The organism is Parvibaculum sp. (genome assembly GCF_039680535.1).
In the GTDB taxonomy this organism is placed as follows: Bacteria; Pseudomonadota; Alphaproteobacteria; order Parvibaculales; family Parvibaculaceae; genus Parvibaculum.
The window spans coordinates 55,567-79,183 of sequence record NZ_JBDKSS010000017.1; the positions used below are offsets into that span (position 1 = coordinate 55,567).

General features: G+C 62.8%; 25 protein-coding genes. 9 read left to right on the forward strand and 16 right to left on the reverse strand.

The annotated features are described in order from the left end of the window. Positions 1-2: 2 nt before the first annotated feature. The 3 genes from ABFC66_RS12550 to ABFC66_RS12560 form a co-directional block, all read right to left on the reverse strand. Positions 3-1,109, reverse strand: coding sequence for a hypothetical protein (locus ABFC66_RS12550; protein ID WP_346741308.1), 1,107 nt, complete (start codon positions 1,107-1,109; stop codon positions 3-5). Between the two features lie 152 nt (positions 1,110-1,261). Next, positions 1,262-1,429, reverse strand: coding sequence for a rubredoxin (locus ABFC66_RS12555; RefSeq protein WP_346741309.1), 168 nt, complete (start codon positions 1,427-1,429; stop codon positions 1,262-1,264). A 27-nt stretch (positions 1,430-1,456) separates the two neighbouring features. Then, complete coding sequence (locus ABFC66_RS12560; RefSeq protein WP_346741310.1) at positions 1,457-2,731, reverse strand: cytochrome P450; 1,275 nt, start codon at positions 2,729-2,731, stop codon at positions 1,457-1,459. A 128-nt stretch (positions 2,732-2,859) separates the two neighbouring features. On the opposite strand from ABFC66_RS12560, the gene ABFC66_RS12565 reads away from it, so the two are divergent. Continuing rightward, positions 2,860-3,495, forward strand: a complete 636-nt coding sequence (locus ABFC66_RS12565) for a TetR/AcrR family transcriptional regulator (RefSeq protein WP_346741311.1) — start codon at positions 2,860-2,862, stop codon at positions 3,493-3,495. 6 nt (positions 3,496-3,501) lie between these two features. Here ABFC66_RS12565 and ABFC66_RS12570 read toward each other — a convergent pair whose 3' ends face one another. Continuing rightward, complete coding sequence (locus ABFC66_RS12570) at positions 3,502-3,930, reverse strand: VOC family protein (RefSeq protein ID WP_346741312.1); 429 nt, start codon at positions 3,928-3,930, stop codon at positions 3,502-3,504. Beyond that, positions 3,927-4,790: an alpha/beta hydrolase gene (locus tag ABFC66_RS12575; protein ID WP_346741313.1), complete on the reverse strand. Its 864-nt coding sequence runs from the start codon at positions 4,788-4,790 to the stop codon at positions 3,927-3,929. The genes ABFC66_RS12570 and ABFC66_RS12575 overlap by 4 nt, the downstream gene beginning before the upstream one ends. A 123-nt stretch (positions 4,791-4,913) precedes the next feature. Between ABFC66_RS12575 and ABFC66_RS12580 the strand changes: the two genes are divergently transcribed. The 6 genes from ABFC66_RS12580 to ABFC66_RS12605 all read left to right on the forward strand — a co-directional run bounded on the left by ABFC66_RS12580 (position 4,914) and on the right by ABFC66_RS12605 (position 11,316). Continuing rightward, a complete protein-coding gene (locus ABFC66_RS12580) occupies positions 4,914-5,288 on the forward strand; it encodes a DUF423 domain-containing protein (RefSeq protein WP_346741314.1) in 375 nt (124 codons plus the stop codon). 133 nt (positions 5,289-5,421) lie between these two features. Beyond that, the gene (locus ABFC66_RS12585) at positions 5,422-6,927 is read left to right on the forward strand and encodes an FAD-dependent oxidoreductase (protein WP_346741315.1); all 1,506 of its coding nucleotides are present in this window, start codon (positions 5,422-5,424) and stop codon (positions 6,925-6,927) included. A gap of 21 nt (positions 6,928-6,948) precedes the next feature. Next, positions 6,949-7,920, forward strand: coding sequence for an alpha/beta hydrolase (locus tag ABFC66_RS12590; protein ID WP_346741316.1), 972 nt, complete (start codon positions 6,949-6,951; stop codon positions 7,918-7,920). Positions 7,921-8,136: 216 nt separating this feature from the next. Continuing rightward, positions 8,137-9,504: a glycosyltransferase family 4 protein gene (locus ABFC66_RS12595; RefSeq protein ID WP_346741317.1), complete on the forward strand. Its 1,368-nt coding sequence runs from the start codon at positions 8,137-8,139 to the stop codon at positions 9,502-9,504. Next, positions 9,470-10,237 carry a class I SAM-dependent methyltransferase gene (locus ABFC66_RS12600; RefSeq protein ID WP_346741318.1) on the forward strand — a complete coding sequence of 256 codons (768 nt, stop codon included), beginning with the start codon at positions 9,470-9,472 and terminating at the stop codon, positions 10,235-10,237. Before ABFC66_RS12595 ends, ABFC66_RS12600 begins: the two co-directional genes overlap by 35 nt. Then, positions 10,234-11,316 carry a prenyltransferase gene (locus ABFC66_RS12605; RefSeq protein ID WP_346741319.1) on the forward strand — a complete coding sequence of 361 codons (1,083 nt, stop codon included), beginning with the start codon at positions 10,234-10,236 and terminating at the stop codon, positions 11,314-11,316. The genes ABFC66_RS12600 and ABFC66_RS12605 overlap by 4 nt, the downstream gene beginning before the upstream one ends. A gap of 11 nt (positions 11,317-11,327) precedes the next feature. On the opposite strand, the gene ABFC66_RS12610 is transcribed toward ABFC66_RS12605, so the two are convergent. Next, positions 11,328-11,729, reverse strand: coding sequence for a hypothetical protein (locus ABFC66_RS12610; protein WP_346741320.1), 402 nt, complete (start codon positions 11,727-11,729; stop codon positions 11,328-11,330). A gap of 146 nt (positions 11,730-11,875) precedes the next feature. Further along, positions 11,876-12,499, reverse strand: a complete 624-nt coding sequence (locus ABFC66_RS12615; RefSeq protein ID WP_346741321.1) for a class I SAM-dependent methyltransferase — start codon at positions 12,497-12,499, stop codon at positions 11,876-11,878. Positions 12,500-12,644: 145 nt separating this feature from the next. Here ABFC66_RS12615 and ABFC66_RS12620 point away from each other — a divergent pair, with 145 nt between their 5' ends. Beyond that, on the forward strand, positions 12,645-13,238 hold the full coding sequence (locus tag ABFC66_RS12620) for a hypothetical protein (RefSeq protein ID WP_346741322.1): 594 nt from the start codon (positions 12,645-12,647) through the stop codon (positions 13,236-13,238). On the opposite strand, the gene ABFC66_RS12625 is transcribed toward ABFC66_RS12620, so the two are convergent. The 8 genes from ABFC66_RS12625 to ABFC66_RS12660 form a co-directional block, all read right to left on the reverse strand. Then, a complete protein-coding gene (locus tag ABFC66_RS12625; protein WP_346741323.1) occupies positions 13,235-13,846 on the reverse strand; it encodes a histidine phosphatase family protein in 612 nt (203 codons plus the stop codon). The two genes, ABFC66_RS12620 and ABFC66_RS12625, sit on opposite strands and share 4 nt — an antisense overlap. Positions 13,847-13,860: 14 nt before the next feature. After that, complete coding sequence (locus ABFC66_RS12630; RefSeq protein WP_346741324.1) at positions 13,861-15,657, reverse strand: glycosyltransferase family 39 protein; 1,797 nt, start codon at positions 15,655-15,657, stop codon at positions 13,861-13,863. Continuing rightward, complete coding sequence (locus tag ABFC66_RS12635) at positions 15,654-16,595, reverse strand: formyltransferase (RefSeq protein WP_346741325.1); 942 nt, start codon at positions 16,593-16,595, stop codon at positions 15,654-15,656. The genes ABFC66_RS12630 and ABFC66_RS12635 overlap by 4 nt, the downstream gene beginning before the upstream one ends. A gap of 2 nt (positions 16,596-16,597) precedes the next feature. After that, complete coding sequence (locus tag ABFC66_RS12640; RefSeq protein WP_346741326.1) at positions 16,598-17,575, reverse strand: glycosyltransferase; 978 nt, start codon at positions 17,573-17,575, stop codon at positions 16,598-16,600. A gap of 16 nt (positions 17,576-17,591) precedes the next feature. Further along, positions 17,592-17,960: an SMR family transporter gene (locus ABFC66_RS12645; RefSeq protein ID WP_152217085.1), complete on the reverse strand. Its 369-nt coding sequence runs from the start codon at positions 17,958-17,960 to the stop codon at positions 17,592-17,594. After that, positions 17,957-18,880, reverse strand: coding sequence for a polysaccharide deacetylase family protein (locus ABFC66_RS12650; protein ID WP_346741327.1), 924 nt, complete (start codon positions 18,878-18,880; stop codon positions 17,957-17,959). Before ABFC66_RS12650 ends, ABFC66_RS12645 begins: the two co-directional genes overlap by 4 nt. 51 nt (positions 18,881-18,931) lie before the next feature. After that, a complete protein-coding gene (locus ABFC66_RS12655; protein WP_346741328.1) occupies positions 18,932-19,996 on the reverse strand; it encodes a bifunctional UDP-4-keto-pentose/UDP-xylose synthase in 1,065 nt (354 codons plus the stop codon). 209 nt (positions 19,997-20,205) lie between these two features. Next, positions 20,206-21,174, reverse strand: coding sequence for a magnesium transporter CorA family protein (locus ABFC66_RS12660; protein WP_346741329.1), 969 nt, complete (start codon positions 21,172-21,174; stop codon positions 20,206-20,208). A gap of 390 nt (positions 21,175-21,564) precedes the next feature. Here ABFC66_RS12660 and ABFC66_RS12665 point away from each other — a divergent pair, with 390 nt between their 5' ends. Continuing rightward, positions 21,565-22,950 carry a DEAD/DEAH box helicase gene (locus ABFC66_RS12665; protein WP_346741330.1) on the forward strand — a complete coding sequence of 462 codons (1,386 nt, stop codon included), beginning with the start codon at positions 21,565-21,567 and terminating at the stop codon, positions 22,948-22,950. Positions 22,951-23,008: 58 nt separating this feature from the next. On the opposite strand, the gene greB is transcribed toward ABFC66_RS12665, so the two are convergent. Further along, positions 23,009-23,563 (reverse strand): transcription elongation factor GreB, encoded by a 555-nt coding sequence (gene greB, locus ABFC66_RS12670; protein WP_346741331.1) that lies wholly within the window; start codon positions 23,561-23,563, stop codon positions 23,009-23,011. Positions 23,564-23,617: the final 54 nt, after the last annotated feature.

Sequence of the window (23,617 nt, forward strand, 5' to 3'; positions counted from 1 at the left end):
CCTCAGCCCTTGAACGGATCAAGAATGTCTTTGAAGCCGGACGGCGCATGCGGGCCGATGATGAGCTGCTCGAGAACGCCCGAGCCCGCCCGCGTCGAACCATCAGGCAGCGTCAGCTTCGCGTCGACAAAGGCCTGGATGTGCAGATGCGGCGGCACATAGCTCGGCACTTCGGAGAGCTTGAACTCCTCATAGCCGATTTCCAGCTCGCCCTTGTAGGCGCCATGGCCCCATTCGGGATGACCATAGCCGAGGCCGAGCATGTAGAAGTTCCACTTCGGCGTCAGGTCGATGCGCGACTGGCCGCCCTTGTGGTGGTCGAGGAAGATAGTCGCGGATTTCGCGTGGCGCGATCCGGGAACGAACTGAAGTTCCGAACGGCAGTTCGGAATTTCTTCCGGCTCCCCGCCCTGCCCGCACATGACCGCGTTCTGGTTCCAGGCCTCGCCCTGCTCGTCGTCATTGACGTGATAGAGCGTGATGCGGTCCTCGAAGTTGAGCGGCGCCCAGAGCCAGTAGAACTGGAACGGCATGGGCGGAACCATGGGCTGCGGATCGGCGGCGCCGATCGTCCGTACACCCCATGAACGGTCGCGCGTACCCCAGAAGGTGTCGCGCTTCACTTCAATGCGCCGGCCCTTGACCTCGATCCAGCCTTCATAAGTGCCGTTCTGCGTGAGGCGCGTGAGGTCCATCAGCGTGCGCGGACCGTTGCGGCGCGTGAAGCGCGGCTCCTTCAGCGCGCGGGTGCGCGCGTGGAAGGTCACATCGGCGCGAATGCCGTGCTCATTGTCGGCGACGCGGATGCGGAGCGACTGAAGCGGCTCGACGACATCGACGGAGATCGGACCGACATGCGTGTCCATGCGCTCCATGTTGAGGAAGCGCGAGCCGTGAATGTTGTGCTGAACGCCATCGACGACGACGCAGAACGACGCGTCCATGATGTTGATATGCGGATAGACACCCAGCGCCGCAGCGAAGAAGACATCGCCCGACTTGGTGTAGCCGTTGAAGAAATAGCGGTCGTAGAAATTGCGGTCCGTGCCGGCATAGGCGATCGGCTCCGCGGTTTGATGAATCGGAAAATCATCCGCCTTGGTAAGCATGGCAAAACCTCCCCTGGCCGGTCTTGCCGGCCGTTATTTTGATGTTTTGTTAACAATGAAGTGCGGCACCGGCGCGGTCAACACTCGCGCCGCATGCCGCTACGTCAACGAAGGAAAACCGGCGCCTCGAAAGGCGCCGGTTCCATGGTCGTTCAGTCGAGTTCGATCATGTCGAAATCGGCCTTGGGCGTCCCGCACATCGGACAGATCCAGTCGTCCGGGATTTCTTCCCATTTTGTGCCGGCGGGGATTCCCTCCTCCGGCAGACCTTCCGCTTCAAAGTAGATGAAGCCGCAGGTCCGGCATTGCCAGGTTTTCATGAAACGCTCTCCTTCCTAGAGATGCGCTCAATGCATCTTGAAGCGGATCGGAACCGACTTCGGCCCGCAGACGAAGTTCGCCTGCATCAGCTTGGGCGTACCGTTCAGTTCGACACTCTCCAAACGCGGCAGAAGCTCTTCCCACAGCACGCGCATTTCCATGCGGCCGAGATGCTGGCCGAGGCAGACATGCGCGCCATAGCCGAAGGCGACATGCTTGTTGGGCGAACGGTCGATCTTGAAATCGAAGGGATCGGCGAACACGTCCTCGTCGCGATTGCCGGACGGATAGCAGAGCATCATCCAGTCGCCCTTGGCGATCTTCTGGCCATGCACTTCGGCGTCGGCGGTCGCCGTGCGCATGAAATGCTTCACCGGCGTCACCCAGCGGATCGTCTCTTCGAGGAAGGACGGGATGAGCGAGGGATCGGCCTTGAGGCGCTTGAACTGGTCCGGACGCTCGGCGATGGCCCAGAGGCCGCCCGCCGTGGTGTTCGAGGTCGTGTCGTGACCCGCCGTCGCCGCGATGATGTAGTAGGACATGGCGGCGAAGTGATCGAGCGGCTGGCCGTCGATCGTCGCATTGGCGATGAGGCTGGCAAGATCCTCGCGCGGCTTGCGGCGGCGATCTTCGGTCATTTCGTTGAAGTAGGTGATGAACTCACCCACCGTCTCCGCGACAGCGGCGAGACCGGCCGCCGGGTCCTTCACTTCGGCGCCGAGGCGGTTCAGTTCCGGGTCGGCGCTGCCGAAGAGTTCCTGGGTCAGCTTGAGCATGCGCGGCTCATCGACTTCCGGCACGCCGAGCACTTCCATGATGACATGCAGCGGATAGAGGAAGGCGACGTCGCGCGCGAAGTCGCAGGTATCGCCCTTCGCGGCCATGCGATCGATGAAACCGCGCGCGATCTCACGGATGCGGTCTTCGAGCTTGCGCAGGTTCTGCGGCAGGAAGGCGCCCTGGGTAATGCGGCGATAGGCCATGTGGTCCGGGTTGTCCATCTGGACGAGCGAGCGCACGAGATGCGGCGAGCCGCCCATCATTTCGCGGACCTTCTGATCGACATCTTTGGGCACCAGCGTCGCGGCGCGGTCGCCATTGTGGAAGAGGTCGTTCTGACGCTCGACTTCCAGAATGTCGGCATGCTTCGTCACCACCCAGAACGGGTCGTAGCCTTCGGGCGTCGCCTGGGCCAAGGGCATTTCCTTGCGCAGGAACGAGAAGGCGTCGTCGACGGGCTTACCCTCGGCATAGGCCTTCGGATCGACGATGGTATCGGCGATCTGCTGCGGAATCGTCATAGGTCATCTCTCCCTGTTCGACCGCCCCTTCCGGCTCGCGCCTCGGCAGCGGGACGCCGGACCTCTCCGGCGGCATTGTTCTTGGGATGAATGTTGCTATACGTCCAACAACTATGTAAACAGCTAATATGTCGCTTGAGACCGAAAAGCATGCGCCCGCTCGCCGCACTCAGGCGGAACGGCGCGCCCAATCGGACCGGAGCCTCCTGCTCGCGGCGGCTGAACTCATTGCAGAAGAAGGCTTTCAGGCGGCGACCTTCGAAAAGGTCGGCACGCGGGCGGGCTATAGCCGCGGGCTCGCAAGCCAGCGATTTGGCTCGAAGGAGGGCCTGATCGAGGCGCTGATCGACCACCTGCACGAGCGTTCCGACGAGCTGGCAGCGGGGCTCCACCTCGAAGACCTGCCCGGCCTCGACGCGATTCTCGCATCGGTCGACGTCTATCTGCGCAACTTCGAGGCGGAGCAGGCGGTGCGTTCCTATTTCGTGGCCATGGCGGGCTCCGTCGCCACCCTCTCCCGCTCGCGCACGGATTTCGCCGCCTCTCACCAGCGGGCGAAGGAACGCTTCCAGGCGCTCATCGAAAAAGGCCAGAAGGATGGCACCGTGGCGCTCGACCTCGTGGCCGAGACATCGGCGCTGATGGTGGGCAGCCTCCTCCTCGGCATCAGCACGCAATGTCTGATCGATCCGACGACGGACCTTCCGAGCGTCCGTGAAGCGGCGCTTACCACGCTGCGCCGGAGCCTCGGCGCGCGGAAATAGCGCTGGTCAGGCGCGGGTGACCGGCTTTGCGCCGATATCCTGATAGAAGCGCAGCAGATAGCCGTCCGGGTCCTGCACGAGGAACTGGCGGTTGCCGAGAAGCTCGTCATCGCGGCGATACCACTTCTCCTCCATCGGCCGGAAGAACGGAACGCCATGCGCCTCAAGCGAGGCATGAAGCGCATCGACATCGCCGACACGTATCTGGAAGTTGATGCCACGCCCGAAAGGCGGCGCGAGTTCAGCCGTATTCCATATGCGCTCCGGATCGACCGGCTGCTCGATCATCAGCTGCGCGCCCTCGCGGTCGAGAAAGGCGAAGCGTTCTTCCCCGCGCATGTAGAGAATCTCGAAGCCGAGCACGTCGCGGTAGAAGGCGAGGCTGCGGTCGAAGTCGCTCACCTGGAGTTCGGGTACGAGCGGGTTGAACCTCATGGCAGGCCGAGCGACCGCAGAAAGTCGTCCACAGTGGCGGTGTAGCTGCTCACAAGACCGAGCTCTTCATTCACCTCGCGATGCGTGAGCGCGACCGGATAGACGCCGGCGCGGCCGCCAAGCGATCTCGCCCTCTCCGCAAAGGCCCGACCTTGCGGACAGGAATCCTCGCGCTTGGTCGAGCAAACGATGAGTACAGGCTTGGGGTGCCCCGTCAGGCGTTGATAGGGCGAGGCCTTTTCCCAATAGGCGGGATCGTCGCCAAAGGCGCGGTCATAGAAACGGTAGTGCTTGGCCTTCATGATTTCGGGCACGTTCATCGCGCCGCTATCGAGCGACACGGTGCCGAGCCAGGGCTTCGCGCCCTGCGCCGACGCAATGCTCGTATCCGCCGTCAGCAGCATCACCAGATGCGCGCCCGCCGAATGCCCCATCAGCACCACCCGCGCCGGATCGCCACCCCATGAAGCCGCATGAGCCTGCACGAAGGCGAGCGCCCGGGCGACATCGTCGGCCTGCATCACCGGATCGGCGTCCGGCACCATGCGGTAATTGACCGACACGAAGATCGCGCCCTTGGGCACCCAATGCGCGACCTTGTTCTCGACAACGCGGCTCATCTCCTTGTCGCCCACGGCCCATGCGCCGCCATGCACCATGAAGATGATCGGCGCGCCCTTCGCACCCGCCGGCATGAAGACATCGAGGCGCTGATCCTTGGCCGCGCCATAGGCGATATCGCGCTCGACCTTCGTGCCTGCCGGAATATCGGGGCGTTTGGAGAAGAGCCCCGCAGATGCAGGGGCCGAAACAAGCAACACCGCCAGAAGAGAAAGGATTCGGAACGCATGCAACCGCATCGACAACTCCTTGCGTGACCTTCGCATCATACGGCAGGCATCGGCATTTCCGTCGGCTTGGGCGATTGCATTTCTTCGCCTAGACTGCGCCCCCGCACCATGCCCGCTCAAGGAAACAGATCCATGAAACTCTGGCTCACCATCGGCGCCCTGTCGGGCTTTCTCGCCGTCGCACTGGGCGCTTTCGGCTCTCATGGTCTCGCCCATCGCGTGCCGCCGGAGCAGATTACCACCTTCGAAATCGGCGTCCGTTACCATATGTATCACGCGCTCGCGCTGTTCGCGGTCGCCTGGCTCGCATCGCGCGAACCCGGTGCCCTCGTCTCGACGGCGGGCTGGACCTTCGTCGCGGGCATCGTGCTTTTCTCCGGGTCGCTCTATTTCCTTGGACTGACGGGTAGCAAGGCGCTGGTGCTGGTGACGCCCCTTGGCGGCGTCGCATTCCTGATCGGCTGGCTCTGCCTTTTCGCGGCGGGGCTCAAACTTCCCTCCGCCTGAGGAAAAAGCGACGAAATCGCAGACTCATCCCCTGCCCCGCTGGACAGGCACATTATCGCTCCCTATCTTCATCACTATACCACGGTCTATTTTTGTGGAGAGACCCGAAAACCGGGCGAAATGGGGAGAAGCTATGGGTGAGCAGGTTCTGATCATCGGCGCGGGAATCGCCGGACTTTCAACGGCGCTGGCGCTGGGGCGGACGGGCCGTGAAATCACGATCCTCGACCGCGACCCGCCCCCGCCCGAAACCTCTGCCGACGAAGCATTCGAGCAATGGGAACGCAAGGGCGTCGGCCATCTGCGTCACAGCCATGCCTTCCTCGCCCGGCTGCACAAGCTCATCCGCGACAATTACCCGGACCTGATGAAAGACCTGCTCGCCGCAGGCTGCGTCGAGATCGGCTTTGCCGAAAACATTCCGCCGAGGCTCCGCCCGCTCTACGAGCCCGCGCCGGAAGATGACGACCTCACCATTCTGACCAGCCGGCGAACCACGCTCGAACTGGTGATGCGCCGCTACGTCGCCCGCCAGCCGCATGTCCGCTTCCATACGGAGACGCGCGTGCGCGGCCTCATTACCGAGCGCAGCGCCGACAGCCTGCGCGTGCGCGGCGTGATCGCGGAGGACGATGCAACCGGACGGCGCGAAATCTTCGCCGACGTCATCGTCGATGCGGCGGGCAAGAACAGCCTCGGCATCGATTGGCTGCGCGAGAAAGGCGCCACGATCGACGAAGTGGCCGCGCCCGCCGGCATTGTCTATTTCACGCGGCATTATCGCCTGCGCGACGGCGTGGAGCCGCCGGAGCGCGGCGACGCGCCGGGCGCCGCCGATATGCGCTACATCAAATACGGCCTCTTTCCCGCCGACAATCGCTGCTTCTCGATCACGCTCGCCGTGCCGGAAACCGAAATGGAGATCCGCCGCAGCATCGTGAAGCCCGAGATCTTCGACGCCATCTGCGCCGAGATTCCCGGCATTGCGAAATGGACTGCGCCCGAAATCTCCGACGCGAAGAGCCGTGTCTTCGGCATGGGCGAACTCGTCAGCCGCTGGCGGACGATGGTGAAGGAGGGCCGGCCCGCCGCGCTCAACTATTTCCCGATCGGCGACGGCCTCATCCGCACCAACCCGCTTTACGGCCGCGGCTGTTCCTTTGCCGCGGTTTCGGCACATATCCTGTGCGACGTACTTGAGGAGACGAGCGACCCCACCCAGCGCGCCGTGAAATATCACGCCAAGGTCGATGCGGAGCTGCGCCCCTATTACGACACGATGGTTCAGCAGGACCTCGCCGCAACCCGCGCGGCAAGGAATGCGCTCGATCCCGACCACAAGCCGGGTTTCAAGGCGCGCCTTCTGGCGAGCTTCATCGAAGACGGCATGATGACCGCGGTGCGCTCGGATGTGCGCCTGCTGCGCGCCTTCATGCGCGGCTTCCACATGATCGAACACCCGTCACTCTGGCTGAAGAATCCGCGCAACTTTGCGAAGGTTCTTCTGGTCTGGGCCAGGGGCAAGAAGCGCAACGCTGCCTTCTATCCGCCAAAGCTCGGACCGGGCCGCCGCGAGATGCTGACAAAGCTCGGCCTTTCGCCGACGGCGGATTTCGAGCGGCTGAAGACGGCGGCCTAAAAGAAACAGGGAGGACACCACATGGCATTTCCAGAGCCTTACTACGTCAAGACCAACGGCATCGACATGGCCGTCTATGAAGAAGGCCCGAAGGACGGCGTGCCGGTGGTGCTGTGCCACGGCTTCCCGGAACTCGCCTATTCATGGCGGCATCAGTTGCCCGCGCTTGCCAAGGCAGGCTTCCGCGCCATCGCGCCGGACCAGCGCGGCTATGGCAACACGGGCGGCCCCAAGGGACAGGAGTCCGTGCCGCTCTATGACCTGAAGCATCTGACGGACGACCTTGCCGGAATGCTCGACGCGCTCGGCCTCGAAAAGGCGATCTTCGCCGGCCATGACTGGGGCGGCTTCGTCGTCTGGCAGATGGCGCTACGTCATCCGGACCGCGTCGCCGGCGTCATCGGCGTCAACACGCCCTTCATGCCGCGCTCCCCTATCGATCCCATCGAAGGCATGCGCGCCGTCTTCGGCGAGGACATGTATATCGTCTACTTCCAGAAATATGGCGAGGCCGACGCGCTGCTCGACAAGGACGTCGCCCGCTCCATGCGCTTCTGGTACCGCAAGACCGGCATGAAGCTGGCGGAATTCGACGCGCGGCCCGCCTCTGAAAAGAACCTCGCCTTCCTCAAGGGCTTCGCTGCGGATGAAAGCCTCTGGCCGGGCAAGGTGCTGCTCAACGAGGAAGAGCTCGCCTACTACACCGCCGCCTTCAGGAAATCGGGCTTCACCGGCGGCATCAACTGGTATCGGAACTTCTCCCGCAACTGGAAGGACTCCGAAGGCCTCGTCGAGAAGGTGAACGTGCCGAGCCTTATGATCTCGGCGGCGGACGACATCGTGCTCCGGCCTTCGATGGCGGACGGCATGGAGCAATTTGTTCCAGACCTCGAAAAGCATGTAATCCCCGATTGCGGCCACTGGACGCAGGCCGAGCAACCGGAGGCCCTCAACAGGCTCATGGTCGACTGGCTGAAGCGCCGCTTCGCCTGATCCAGACCTTCCGCAAAACGCCCCGGAAAGAAATCCGGGGGCGTTTTCGCGTGTTTTGGGGACGGCTTACATAATTGTTAGTGGGTTGTTGCAATGCCCCCAAGCCGTTATGATCCGCCGCCATTTTGAATGCGACGCAGCATGGGGTACATGAGGGGCTAGCCCCAATTTGACCGCGCCGCCTGCGGCGACGAAATAAGACAAGGAAGACGACGCATGTCGCAGCAGGCGCTGGAACGGGAAGACGCGGCCGAAGCTCTGATCGAGCCCGTGCCCGCCCCCGAAAAAACGGACAAGCATTCGAAGCTCGCGGCCATCGCCGGCGACCGGCCGCTCCGCATTCTGCTGCCGAGCTATCGCTCCAATCCGACCACGGGTGGACAGGGCGTCTATATGCGCCACATCTCCAAGGCGCTGGCCGATATGGGCCACCAGATCGACGTGATCTCGGGCCCGCCCTATCCCGAGCTCGACCCGCGCGTGAAGCTCATCAAGCTTCCCTCGCTCGACCTTTACGCCAATCCGCATCCGATCCTGTCGCTCCGTCCCTGGATGTTCGCCTGGCCGATCGATCTTTATGAGTGGTTCGCCCACGCGACCGGCGGTTTCTCCGAGCCCTACACCTTCTGCGAGCGCATGGCGCGCTATGTGCGCGGCACGGTTCAGGACTACGACATCTGCCACGATAACCAGACGCTCGGCTGGGGCCTGCTGAAGCTGCGCGACATGGGGCTCCCCATCGTCGGCACGATCCATCACCCGATCACGATGGACCGCCGCATCGACATCGAGCACGCCAAGACGCTGACGCTGAAGATCCTGAAGCGCCGCTGGTATTCCTTCCTCGACATGCAGATCAAGGTCGCGCGCGAACTCGATCCGCTGATCGTCGTGTCGGAGAGCACGCGGCGCGACATCGTGAGCGAATTCGGCGTGAAGCCGGAGCGCACGCGTCTGGTGCTTCACGGCATCGACCACATCCAGTTCCGTCCCATGCCGCATATCAAGCGCCGTGACGATCTGATCGTTGCCTGCGCCAGCGCCGACGTGCCGCTGAAGGGGCTCATCTATCTCATCCGCGCCTATGCGGAACTGCTGAAGACGCGGCCCAACCTGAAGCTCAAGGTCATCGGCCGCCTGCGCGAGGGCAATACGTCCGACGAGCTGCGCGCCTTCGGCATCATGGACAAGGTGGAGTTCGTCGGCGGCATTACCGACGAGCAGATCACCGAGATCTACGCGGAAGCGACCATCGCCATTTCGCCGTCGGTCTATGAAGGCTTCGGCTTTCCCTGCGGCGAAGCCATGTCCTGCGGCACACCGGTCATCGCCACCACGGGCGGCTCGCTGCCGGAAGTCGTGGGCGATGCGGGCCTCGTCGTGCCCCACTCCAATCCGCCGGCGCTCGCTCAGGCGATCGCCACCCTGCTCGACGATCCGGAACTGCGCGCCCGTCTCGGCGCGGCCGGCCGCGAACGCATTCTCAAGAATTTCAAATGGGAACGCGCCGCACGCGAGGTCACCGAAATTTACAGGCAGACAATAGCTGATGCAGACCGTCGATCTGAACGTGCTAGGGCTTAAAGAGGGCGACCGCGCGCTCGACCTCGGTTGCGGCAGGGGACGCCACGTCCATGCCATGTATTTTCACGCCCGCTGCCACGTGGTCGGCCTCGACCTCGGCTTCGAGGATGTGAAGCATACGCGTGACGGTTTCGCCGCCTGCTTCGGTGCGTCGGACGAGACGCCGGGCAAGCCCGGCCTCTTCCCGGCCTGGACGGATGCGGACGAAATCAACAAGCATCACTATTCGCTCACCGTAGGCAACGCGCTGTCGCTGCCCTTCGCGGACGGCACGTTCGACAAGATCATCTGTTCGGAAGTGCTGGAGCACATTCCCGACTACAAGCAGGCGGTGAGTGAGATCGAGCGCGTGCTGAAGCCGGGCGGAACGCTGGCGATCAGCGTACCCCGCTTCTGGACCGAATGGGTCTGCTGGGCGCTTTCCGACGATTATCACAATGAGCCCGGCGGCCATGTTCGCATCTTCAAGGAAGGCGAACTCAAGGGCGCCGTCGAAGCCAGGGGCCTCAAGCATTTCTACCGGCATTGGGCGCATGGGCTTCACTCGCCCTATTGGTGGCTCAAATGCGCCTTCGGCGTGAAGCGCGAGGATGTGCCTGCGGTCAACGCCTACAAGCGCTTTCTCGAATGGGACATTCTGGAGCGGCCGTGGCTGACGCGCGCGCTCGAAAAGGTCGCAGCGCCTCTCATGGGCAAGAGCGTCGTTCTCTACTTCACCAAGGGAACGGCATGACGCATCTGACCTATGGCGATCCGATCCCGGAAGACTTCTTCGACGGTGCTCGCGCGCGCATTCTCGACCTGCAGCGCGACAACGGTGCGATCCCCTGGTACGACGGCGGCGTCATCGATCCGTGGAACCATACGGAAGCGGCCATGGGCCTCACCGTCATCGGCGAGGTGGAGCGCGCGCGCCTCGCCTTCCGCTATTTGATGGAAACGCAGTTGAAGGACGGCTCCTGGTGGGGCCAACTCGGCAGCGCCGTGCCCTTCGACGAGGAAGACCACTACACCGGCGGCGATGAAGGCGCGGGCAAACCCATCCGGGACACGAATTTCACCGCCTATATCGCGACCGGCGCCTGGCACCATTATCTCATCACGCGCGACAGGCAGTGGCTCGGCACGGTCTGGCCGCATGTCGAAGCCGCGATGCAGTTCGTCGTCGCGCATCAGAGCCCGCATGGCGACATTCGCTGGGCCGCAAACGATCCGCACACGCCGGAAGACGACTCGCTCATCACCGGCTCGTCCTCGATCTACAAGAGCCTCGAATGCGCGATCCATATCGCGCAGGAACTCGGCAAGTCCTCGCATGACTGGGCGGCCGCCCGCACCCGCCTCGGCGAGGCGCTGCGCGACAAGCCGCACCGCTTCGACCGCACATGGGAGTCGAAGGCGCGCTATTCGATGGACTGGTACTACCCCGTCCTCGCAGGCGTCATTACCGGCGAGGCCGCGCGCCGCCGCCTCGCTTCCAAGTGGGACATCTTCGTCGCCGAAGGCAAGGGCTGCCGCTGCGTGCTCGACCAGCCCTGGGTCACGGTCGCCGAAAGCGCCGAACTCGTCATGGCGCTGCTTGTCGCGGGCGAGCGCCAGAAGGCGGAAGCGCTGCTTTCATGGCAGCACCAATGGCGCGCCGATTGCGGCGCCTACTGGATGGGCTATCAGTTCGTCGAGAATGTCGCCTGGCCGGCGGAGAAGCCCGCCTGGACGGCAGCGGCCGTCATCCTCGCGACAGATGCCGTGACCGGCACGACGCCCGCATCGCGACTTTTCGCCGAGCGGACGCTGGCGGAAGCGGCGGAGTAGATACTCCTGCTTCACGGCGGCTCCATCCGAATAACGCGACCGCTCTCGCTCGCTAAAGCTGCCACGCGATCATATTCGCTTTTGGATATTGTCGTGAAGGCAATCCGCTCGTCCAAACCTCTTCGAAGCAAGAGCACGTAGCTGCAAGTACTTTCGAGATAAAGATTACCGTCAGATGCAAGCGGGATATCGACATCACCACCGTTGGCGTAATCGCTTGCTGCTTTTTCCATCAGCCTTCGCAATGACGGCGTGAATGCTGCCTTAAACTCTCGCTTCTCCAGAGATGAAAATCTGGAATAGCAAATAGAATTCTCGTTCGGCGCATCGCCGCAGCCCGCCAATGCGATCAATGCAATCAATGACAACTGCGCAGCTATCGACCGTGTACGGTCAAAATTGCTTGTCACCATCCCCCCCCCAAAGAAAGCCAACCTCAGCATATAGAGGCTTTGCGCTGGGATCACGCGGACATAGGGCCAATAAGCGCCCTCATCCGGCGGAAGACGTGGATGCGCGGATCAAGTCCGCGCATGACGATTATTGTTGAGCGGGCGGATTACCCTAACCTTCTCAACACCCTCAAACTCTTCACCGCTCGCTCCTCCGCAAAGAGGTTCGACGCCAGCGCCATCATGAAAATCTCATGGGGCGGGCGGCCGCCGTCTTTCGGGTCGGGGAAGACGTCGTGGATCGCGAGAATGCCGCCGGGGACGACGCGGGGCGCCCAGTGGCGGTAGTCGGCAAGCGCCGGTTCCAGTCCGTGGCCACCATCGATGAAGACCATGCCGAGCGGCGTTGCCCAGCCTTTCGAGGCGACGGCCGAGGGCGCGACGATGGGAACCACCGTGTCTTCGAGCGCGGCCATGCGGAGCGTGCGGCGGAAGAGCGGGAAAGTGTTGAGCTTGTCGGTCTCGGGATCGTAGAGCGCGGTGTCGTGATGCTCCCAGCCCTTCTGGTTTTCTTCCGAGCCATAGTGATGGTCGAGCGCGTAGAGCACCGCGCCGTTCTGCTGGCAGGCCGTGCCCAGATAGACCGTCGACTTGCCGCAATAGGAGCCGATTTCGAGGCAGGGGCCGAGCTTCGAAGCCTCCAGCGCCGCGTCGTGAAGCGCCCAGCCCTCCTCCACGTCCATGAAACCCTTCACGGCTTCGATATCGATGGGAAGTCGGCGAGCGGTCATCATGGCCTCATGATCGGCGTCGGGCGGGGAAAACAGGGTCAATGGGTGCCATGTCCCGCCAGTCCGGGCAAGCGCGGACAGGCGGTAAGCAAAAACTAAGCAATCCTGTGGATGATGAAGCGAACCACCTCAGCCCGGCGGACCCATGACGAGCGAACAGGACGTCGCCCAGAACGATTTCGACACCATCGAAAGCGCCGTGATGGAAAGCCCGCGCGGCCGCTGGTTTCTGGCCGAATTCGCGCGCCGCGCCCGTGCGGCGGACACCGACCGCCTGCTCGCCGCAATCGAACGGCACACCCACGCGCTCCAGGACGGGAAACCCGCCGCCTATCTCGAAACATTCCGGCGCGACCTCCAGGACATGTGCCGTTCCATCGTCGAGGCGCAGCAGGGCATCGCAGCGACCAAGCCGCGCGAAGGTTTCATGCCCCGCTCCGCCGAGCCGGGACAGGACGCCGAGACGATCGCCGCTTCGGCAGAACGGGCGACGCTCGACATTCTCGCCGCCGTCGAGCGGTTGCAGGACATGGCCGATCAGTTGCGGCGTCAGGGCGCAGATGGCGACCTCTGCGACGAGATCGAGACCCATGCGCGGGGCATCTTCATGTCGGCTTCATTTCTCGACATCACGAGCCAGCGCACGACGAAGCTCGTCGGAACGCTCCGCTATCTGGAGCAGCGCCTCAACGCCATGCTGGCGCATGAGGGCAGCAAAGCCGCGCAGGCCGCCGACTAGCGCGACGCCGGCACTTCGAAATTGATGCAGCCGACGCCCCATTGCGCCTCGCCATTGACGATGCGGCAGTTGAGCCGCGTCAGCGACAGCGGCGCAATCTCGACACGGAGCGATGTGGCGGGATCGAGGCCGAGCGCATGGCCGATGGCCGCGCGAATGGTCGTGGCGTGGGCCACGGCGACAATCGAATGCCCCGCGTAATGCGTCGTGAGCCGATCGATGGCACCAGCGACACGGGCCGTGAGATCGGCGAAGCTCTCGCCTTCCGGCGGCCGGATATGAGCCGGGTTCGACCAGTCGAGGCCGCGGTTCGCCGCATAGACATCATTGTGGCCGCGCCCCTGCCAGAGGCCGTAATCCTGCTCCGTGAGATCGGGAATCTCGACCGGATCGACGCCGGGCTTCAGGGCGAGCGCGGTGGCGCGCGTTCGGCTCAACGGCGACGCCATCCACACGCCCACCGGCGGCAGCTGCCGCGCGAGCACGGCGGCCACGACCGCGTCGACCGGCTCGCAGGCGACATCGAGGCGGCCATAGTAGCGCGACTCCTGCCCCTGCACCGCGGCGTGCCTGATCCATATCCAGTCGGTGCGGCTCGGCAGGCTCATGCGATGCGCCCCCGTCAATCCGCCGTGTGCCGCGTCTGCGAGTCGCCATCCTTCGGCTGGACGCCGTGCTTGTCCTCGAGGTCGTACCAGGGGTCGCAGATCATCTGCCCCTTGTCATTGAAGAGCGGATAATTCGAAAGGCCGATAGCGCGTTCCGTGCGTTTGATGACGCACATATGAAGCGGCATGCCGTTCGCCTTCCATGTCTCGAAAAGATTGGCCCGCATCACCATGAACATGAGGTCGTGGCCGTTCCAAAGCTTCGAGAACTGGTCCATCTGCATCACATACTGGCTGACGTCTTCCTGCGTCATGCCGAAGTCGAACTCGGCCTTGTTGTTCACGACGATGACCTTGTCCTTGATGTAGACGGGCAGGTCGTAGAAGAGCGTGCCGAAGCTCGCCACTCGCTCGCCATGCTGGCGATAGAGGTTGATGGTTTCGGCCACGGGCTTGATCGAGTTTGGATCGGCCTTCGAGGCGACGAGGCTCACACCGATCCAGCCAAGCGCGCCGCCGACGATGACGCTCAGGAATGTCGCACGCATGCCGAAACGCCGCGACAGGAAGAGCGTGGCGAGCGACGCGCCTATGAAAAGCACCGACATCGTGAATACGAATGGCTTGACCAGATCGAGATAGGGACCGACATCGGCATTCGCCCGCAAGGCCGGGATCGTATAGGCGATCGGCACGGCAAGACCGAGAAGGCCGAAGACGCCGGCGAAGACATAGCGCCCCACCGGCAGCGTGTCCGGCAAGCCTGCCTCGATGCGCGGTGCGACCACCCTGCCGACGAGCAGCGCGAGCGGCGGAAAGATCGGCAGGATGTAGGGAGGCAGCTTCGAACTCGACACGGAGAAGAAGACGAAGATGACGACTGCCCAGACGAGCAGGAACAGCTCGACCGGCTTTTCGTTCCGCGCCTTCCAGCTCGACGGCAGCGCTTCTTTCACCGCGTTCCAGAGATAGCCCGTCCATGGCAGGAATCCGACCGCGAGGATCGCGACGAAATAATAGATCGGTCCATCGCGGCGATGCACATCGGTGGTGAAACGCATCAGATGTTCATGGACGAAATAGAACCACAGGAAATCGTGGTTCCGCATCGCGGCCAGCACATGCCACGGCGCCGCGACGAGCAGGAACAGCAGAATGCCCGAAGGACAAAGCGCGCGGCGCACGAAGGACCAGCGGCCCGACAGCGCGATCCAGACAAGACCGACGGCGCCCGGCAGCACCACGCCGATAAGCCCCTTCGAGAGAACCGCCAGCGCGGCGGCGACATGCCCTGCCCGCGCCCACCATATCGCGCGTTTCTCGTCCTTCTCCTCCGCCGAAAGCAGGAAGGAGAAAAGCGACGCCGCCATCGTCACGCTTTCGAGCATGTCCAGAATGATGAACCGCGCCAGCGCGTAGTAGAGAAGTGTCGTCGCGAGAATTGCCGCCGAGACGAGGCCCGCCGTTCGTCCATAGAAGCGACGGCCGATGCCATAGGTCATCAGGCAGCCCAGGAAACCGAGGATGGCCGGCCAGAGCCGCATCGTGCCTTCGGTGATCCCCAGCGCCTTGATTGCGCCGGCTTCCAGCCAATAGAAGAGCGGCGGCTTCTCGAAATAGAGAACGCCATCGAGGCGCGGCAACACATAGTCGCCGGTCTCCACCATCTCGCGCGGAATTTCGATGTAGCGCCCCTCGTCCGGCGAAGAGACGCTGCGCCCACCGATATCGAACAGGAAGAAGAGCGCCAGCAGCGCCGCGAAGAACAGCGGGACGGCGCGATGCCCCTTCAGAATATCTTCGAGCTTCACGCGCTTTCTCCCAATCTGTCACCGACATTGAGCGTCGCCAGCACCGCCTCGCTGGCGCCCGCCTCATCTTCTCCTTCGAAGCCGAAATGCACGATCTCGACCGCTCCCTCGCCCGCCGCGACGACGAGCGGGCGCAGCGAAAGCACCTCGCCGGGCTTCCCGCTTCCCTCGCTCACACGCGCGCACCAGATCATGAAGCGGCGGCCCGCAGCATCGGTGAAGGCGCCCGGAAAAGGCGGCGCCACGGCACGGACGAGATTGAAGATCTGCCGCGCGGTTTGCCGCCAATCGATATGGCCATCCTCAGGCGTGCGGATTCCGAAATAGGTTGCCTTGCTCACATCCTGAACGTGGCGCGGCGCGGTGCCCGCCTTGAGTCCGTCGATCTGGCGCAGGATGAGGCGTTCCGCGGCGGCGGGAATGCGCTCGGCCACCTCGCCCGCCGTTTCCTCGGGGCCGATGGAAACGGCTTCCATGTCGATGACGTCGCCCGCATCGGCTTCTTTCACCATGACATGCAGCGTTACGCCTGTTTCTGACTCGCCGTGAATGATCGCCCAGTTCAGCGGCGCGCGTCCGCGATAGCGCGGCAGCAGCGAGCCATGCATGTTGTAGGCGCCGAGGCGCGCAAGCTTCAGAATGCGCTCGGGGATCATCTTTCGATAGTAGAACGAGAAGATCAGAGCGGGCGCAAGATCGCGGATGACGCGCTCTACCGTATCGCCGTCACGCGGCTCGGCCGTATAGACGGGAATGCCATGCGCCTTCGCCAGCGCCGCGCAGGAACGAAACCACTGCCTCTCGCCCGGCGAATCCTCATGCGTGAACAGCGCCAGTATGTTTTCGCCGCGATCGATCAGCGCCTTGAGGCATGCGTGACCAACCTCGCTATAGGCGAAGACGACGATCCCCTGTCTCGCGGTATCGCGCGTTGTCATCCTCAGTTTTTCTCGTGGATGGCGCGAATGCGGAAACGCGCGCGCGAGCGGATCTGCTGATAGATGCGGCCCACATATTCGCCGACGATGCCGAGGCCGGTGATGACCACACCGAGCAGGAAGAAGAGAATGGCGAAGAGCGTGAAGATGCCTTCCGCCTCCGGCCCGAGGAAGAGGCGGCGCAGTAGCATGTAGACAACGAGAAGCAGGCTCGCCGCCGAGACTGCCATGCCGACCATGGTGAAGACCTGTAGCGGCACGAGGCTGAAGCCCGTCATCAGGTCGAAATTGAGACGGATGAGCTTGTAGAGATTGTAATTGGAGGCGCCGGCATGACGCGCGGCATGCTCCACCTCCACCTCGCTCGGCCGCTCGGCATAGAACTGCGCGAGCGCGGGAATGAATGTCGATGTCTCGCCGCTTTCGACGATCATGCGCACGATGTTGCGGCGATAGGCGCGCAGCATGCAGCCCTGATCGCGCATCTTGATGCCGGTGATGCGCTCGCGAATGAGGTTGATGATGCGCGAGGGCAAGGTCCGAAAAACACTGTCCTGCCGATTGCGGCGATAGGAGCCGACGACGTCGTGGCCCGCATCGACCTCCGCGAGGAGTTTGGGAATTTCCTCCGGCGGATTCTGCAGGTCCGCGTCCAGCGTCACGATGATCTCGCCGCGCGCGGTCTCGAAACCCGCCATGACCGCCATGTGCTGACCGTAATTCCGATCGAACTCGACAACGCGCATGATGTCGGGGCGCTTTTCGACGAAGCTCTTCATCAGCGCGAGCGAATTGTCCTTGCTGCCGTCATCGGTGAGGACCACCTCTGTCGGACGGCCGAGCTTGTCGACCACCGCCGTCAGCCGCTCGAAGAGCAGCGGCAGGTTCTTTTCCTCGTTGTAGACGGGGATGACGATGCTGATCTCCGGCGCTTTCGAAAGCGTCGGCGCGTGCGTCCCGATGGTCATGTCTTCGCTCATGGTTTTACGCTCTCGATCAACTGCGTGAGATCATGATAACGCCGACGATGATGACGGCGATCCCGGCGATGCGGACGGGCGTCACGGCTTCGCCGAAGAAATACCAGGCGGCAACGGCGGTCACGATGTAGCCTACGGAAAGCAGGGGATAGGCAAAACTCACCTCGACACGCGACAGGGCGAGCAGCCAGACGGCGACGCTGACGACATAGCAGGCGAGTCCGAAAACGACATAGCCATTGGTGCCGATGCGCCAGCTCATGGCGAAAAGCGTCGCGGGGCTGAAGTCGAAATGGCCGATCTGGCGCATGCCCTGCTTCAGCGCGAGCTGTGCTGCGGCATTGAGAAGAACGCCGGTGAAGATGAGCGGAAGATAGCGTGTCATGCCGCAAGTCCTTCAACGCGCGCGCCCTGCACGGCGAGCGTGCCGGAACGGCCGTCGATCTCGCCCTGTTCGAGCGTCGCCACGGCGATCGAAGCCCGATCCGCATTGAGCTTCGCCGCCTCGTCGGCAAGCGACACGAAGGAAACGCCGCGATCTCTTGCCCGGTCGAGAAACGCCGAGAACCATTGGGCCATGCTCATTCCTTCGATTTCGGCGTGAATGGTGAAAACATCGAGCCCACCCGCGAGGCGGTCGAGCAATGCGTCGGCGAGGCGTTCCGTCGGATATTCCGGGCGGCCCATCAGTTCGTCGAGCGTCGGCAGGGTCGTCGGTATCTGCAGCGTGCGGAAGCGGCGGCCATCGGCGACGGGAATGAACGGAGCGCCGCCACGCACATCGGTCGCGTAGTCGAGATTGGCAGCATCATAAGCGGCGAGGCTTGCCGCATTGGCCTGCCAGCCCGCCGAGCCCGCCGTCCTTGCGGGATGCCCAAAAACCTCTTCATAGGCGCGCCGCGCCTTTCCGAACTCCTCGGCCACCCTTGCTTCGCTCAGCGAGAAGAGCCTGTCCTGCCAGAACACATGGTCCCAGCAGTGAATGCCAGTTTCGAAACCGGCATCGGCAACGGAGCGCAGGATTGCGGCGTTCTTCTTCGCGATCATCGGCCCCGGAAGGACGACGCCATTCATCAGCGTCCGCAAACCATAAGTCGAGACGACACTGGTGCGACTGACCTTGCTGAAGAAGCCCGGCCGGAAGATACGGCGAATGGCGCGGCCCGTATTGTCCGGCCCGAGCGAGAAGAGAAACGTCGCAGGAATGCCCTTGCGCGCAAGGAGGTCTCTCAAGGCCGGCACCCCCTCCCGCGTTCCGCGGTCGGTGTCGACGTCGATCTTGATGGCGAGCCTCGATGCGCTCATTTCAGTCCACTAATCGCGGGCGGCCGAAGACGAACGGCAATTCGCCGCCCGTCACAGCAACTCGGTTTCGACGGCGTTCTGGTCGGCAGCCGGGCCGAACTGATCGATATAATACTCAACCGTCTTGCGAATGGCGGAGCGAACGTCGGTCGAGGGGTTCCAGCCGAGCGACTGGATCGCCTTGATCGAGGGCACGCGCACCAGCATGTCCTGATAGCCCTTGCCGTAATATTCGCCGGAGCTCGTGCTGACGAGCTTTACGCGGTCGCGCACATTCTCGTAGCCGGGAAATTCCGAAACGACGGACAGCATCGTTTCAGCGAGTTCCGCAATCGACAGTTCCGCGGTCGGATTGCCGATGTTGAAAATGCGCTGGTCGGCGACGCCGTTCTCGTTTTCGAGAATGCGCATCAGGGCCTCGATGGCATCGTCGATATAGATGAAGCAGCGCTTCTGCGCGCCGCCATCGACGAGCTGGATGTCCTTGCCGCGCAGGATGTTGCCAAGGAACTGCGTCAGCACGCGCGACGAGCCTTCATTGGCCGCCATGATGTTGTCGAGACGCGGACCGATGAAGTTGAAGGGACGGAACAGCGTGTAGCGCAGCTGGTCCTTGAGGCCATAGGCGTGGATCACGCGATCGAGAAGCTGCTTCGAGCAGGAATAGATCCAGCGCTGCTTGCCGATGGGCCCGAGCACCAGATTGCTCGTCTCCTCGTCAAACTCCTGGTCCGGCGACATGCCGTAGACTTCCGAGGTCGAGGGGAAGACGACGCGCTTCTTGTAGCGGACGCAGTAGCGGACGATGGCGAGATTGGCCTCGAAATCGAGCTCGAACACACGCAGCGGATCGGAGACGTAGACGGCGGGCGTCGCGATGGCGACAAGCGGCAGGACCACATCGCACTTGCGGACGTGATACTCGATCCACTCCTTGTTGATCGTGATGTCGCCTTCGACGAAGTGGAAGCGCGGATGGCCCATGCAGCCTTCCAGCTTGTCCTGCTGGAGGTCCATTCCATAGACCTCCCAGTCGCTCTTCGTTCGCAGTATCGCTTCGCTGAGATGGCTGCCGATGAAGCCGTTAACACCCAGAATCAGAACCTTGAGGCCCATTCGTCCCTCTCAAGCGCTACAAGCGCCATTTGCCGCCTTCCGAGTCGGCTTGGAACCGCCCTCAAAAAGCGCAGATTTCTCCGGTTTTCCGGGGGGTTGCTGCCACCCCGAACGGCGCGTAGTGAACATTTTATCACATGCTACCGCAAGGGAATTTGGCACATGACGGCCATCCATTGCATAGCTTTCATATTCGCAGGCTCAATTGGCTAGAGCCAGCCGCGCCGCTTGAAATACCAATAGGGCACGACGGCGGACAGGATCATCAGCCCGATGGCCCATAGATACCCGAATTGCCATTTCAGCTCGGGAATAATGTCGAAATTCATGCCGTAGATGCTGGCGACGAGCGTCGGCGGCAGGAAGACGACGGCAGCCACCGAGAAAATCTTGATGATGCCGTTCTGCTCGTTGTTGATCATGCCGAGGGTGGCATCGAGCATGAAGTTGATGTTGCTGGTCAGAAAGCTCGCATGGTCGCTCAAGGCCATGACGTCCCGGGCGATGGTCTTGAAGCCACGCTCGAATGCCTTGGGCAGCTTCGTCTCCCCCGGCCTGCCGATGAAGCTCAGGAGTCTCGCAATGCTGACAAGGCTTTCACGTGCCTGGGTGGTCAGCGCCTGCACCTGACCGACGCGCCGCAGCACCTCGTCGAAATCGAGCTTCGGCGCGCTTTCATCCCGCACGAAAATGTCACTCGACAGGGTGTCGATTTCGCCCTGCACGCGCTCGAGAATATCGGCGACGCGATCGACGATGGCGTCGAGCAACCCGGCCAGCACCTCCTCGCCCGTGTTTGTGGGCATGGTGTGCCGCCGCGCCTTTGCCGCGAACACGCGGAAAGGAAGCGGCTCGGCATAGCGCAGCGTGAGAAGCCGGTGGCCGACGAGAACGAATGTGACAGGAGAGCGGCCGGGCTTCGCGGTATCGGCGCCGACCATGACGGTCGCCGTCATGTAGAGAGCCCCCCTCTCCTGATAGAGGCGGCTCGAAACCTCGATCTCCTGCATCTCTTCTTCGGAAGGAACGTCGAGGCCCAGAACCTCGTCGACGAAGCGCTCCTCCTCGGGCGTCGGCTCAAGCAGATCGAGCCAGACCACGGCGTCAGGGATTTGCCCATGAGGTTCGACTGGCAAGGGGCTGAGCGTGCCGTTCGATCTCACATAGGCAGTTATCATCGCTTTCCCTCTACGCCATTTGCCTCGCGAATGGCGCGATCATGCCCAGAATGCGCCGCCGCCTCAATGGGGATTGGCGTCGGATGCGCGTCTTCTCGACGATGTTTATCCACCCGGAATGTGAAGGAAATGCGCCGTTTCCGGATTGTCGCGAGAAAGGCCGACCTCGCGGCACCTTGACTTATGGCGGCGGAGAGCGCATTTACGCCGTGACTGTACTCGCGAGCGCGCTTTGCGCCGTCCATTTCAGCGGGCCTTGCGCCCCGGACGCGCCTAATCTCGGCACAGTCAGATCCCCCCGATCCAAGCGCGTTGGACGCGGCAACCCGCGCCAGAGGTCCGACCATACCGGTCGGCACCGATCCGCTTGTCTGAAAGATTAGTGACAGAATGACGACCCAAACTTTCGCCGAACTCGGCATTGTCGAGCCCATTTGCCGTGCGCTTGCCGCCGAGGGCTACGAAACCCCTACCCCCATCCAGACACAGGCGATTCCCTCGCTGCTTCAGGGCCGCGACCTGCTCGGCCTTGCCCAGACGGGCACCGGCAAGACGGCGGCCTTTGCGCTGCCCATCCTGCAGAAGCTCGCCCATGATCAGACGAAGCGCACCCCCCGCGGCGCGCGCGCGCTGATCCTCGCGCCGACGCGCGAACTCGCCATCCAGATCGACGAGAGCATTGCCGTTTATGGCCGCAACCTTCATCTCAGCCACACGGTCATCTTCGGCGGCGTAAGCCAGCTGCGCCAGGTGAAGGCGATGGCGAACGGCGTCGACATTCTTGTCGCCACGCCCGGCCGCCTGCTCGACCTGATGAACCAGCGCCACGTCAAGCTCGCCGATACGAAGATCCTCGTCCTCGACGAAGCCGACCGCATGCTCGACATGGGTTTCGTCAACGATGTGAAGAAGATCATCGCCACCATGCCGCGCGAGCGGCACTCGCTGCTCTTCTCCGCGACCATGCCGAAGTCGATCGAATCTCTGGCAGCCGAAATTCTGCGTTCGCCGGTTCGCGTCGAGGTCACGCCTGAAGTCGTGACGGTCGATCGCATCGAGCAGCATGTCCTTTTCGTCGATCAGAAGCGCAAGCGCGAGCTTCTCGCCAAGCTTCTCGAAAATCCCGACCTCTCCCGCGTCATCATCTTCACGCGCACCAAGCACTGCGCCAACCGCGTCAGCGAGCAGCTCGACAAGGGCGGCGTTCCTTCTGCGGCGATCCATGGCAACAAGTCGCAGGGTGCCCGCCAGCGCGCGCTGGAACTGTTCCGCAGCGGCGACGCCCGCGTGCTTGTCGCAACCGATATTGCCGCGCGCGGCATCGACGTCGATGGCATCACGCATGTCATCAATTTCGAACTGCCGAACGAACCGGAAAGCTATGTCCATCGCATCGGCCGCACGGCCCGCGCCGGCACCAGCGGCATCGCGCTCTCCTTCTGCGATGCTTCGGAGCGTTCATACCTCAAGCAGATCGAACGCCTGACGCGCCGTACGCTCCAGGTCGTCGATACGCGCCCGCTGATCGGCGATACGCCTTCGGCAGCCTTCGCGGCAGAGCCCCAGGGCGAACGCCGCCAGCAGCAGCGCCCGAAGCAGGGCCAGCCGCGCGGCGGCAAGCCGCAAGGCAAGCCGCAGGCCCATGGCAAGCGCCCCGGCGCCGGCGGCCACGCCGCAGCGGCCCAGGGCGAGCAGCGCAAGAGTGACGGCGGCAGGAACCAGAGCCGCAACCGCCCCGGCAGCCGCGCCCGCAAGCGCTCGGCCAATGGCGGCTGATTTCAGCGACCGACTTCAATGAATTGAAAGGCCGGGAAATTCAACTTCCCGGCCTTTTTCATTTTTCGTCATATTGGATATCAACGATTTCGAGCATTTCGGGACCGTTCGGTGTGCGCACTTCGACCTGATCGCCCACCTCCGCCTTCAACAAGGCCCGCGCGACCGGAGATACCCAACTGATCTCGCCGAGTTCGCTCCGCGCCTCGTCCACGCCGACGATTCGCACGGTCCGCTCCTCCCCCGCCTTATTTTCATAAGTCACGATCGCGCCGAAAAAGACCTGATCGCGTTTCGTCTGGCGCGCCGGATCGACAACCTCCGCGATCTCAAGCCGCTTGCCTAAAAACCGCATACGGCGGTCGATTTCACGCAGGCGCTTCTTTCCATAAATGTAATCGCCATTCTCCGAGCGATCGCCATTGCCCGCAGCCCATGCAACCGTCTCAACAACTTTTGGCCGCTCGACGCGCTTGAGATGGCGCAGTTCCGCCTGCAACCGCTCAAAGCCCTTACGCGTGATGTAATTCTTTGTGCCAGGCGGCAACGCATCGGTCGCTTCGAGATCGTCCTCGGCTTCGTTTTCGCTTTCTTTTGTGAATGCTTTGCTCATACTCGGTCACGTTGGCTTGAATATATTTTCGACAAATTGCCTGCAAAGTGGCAG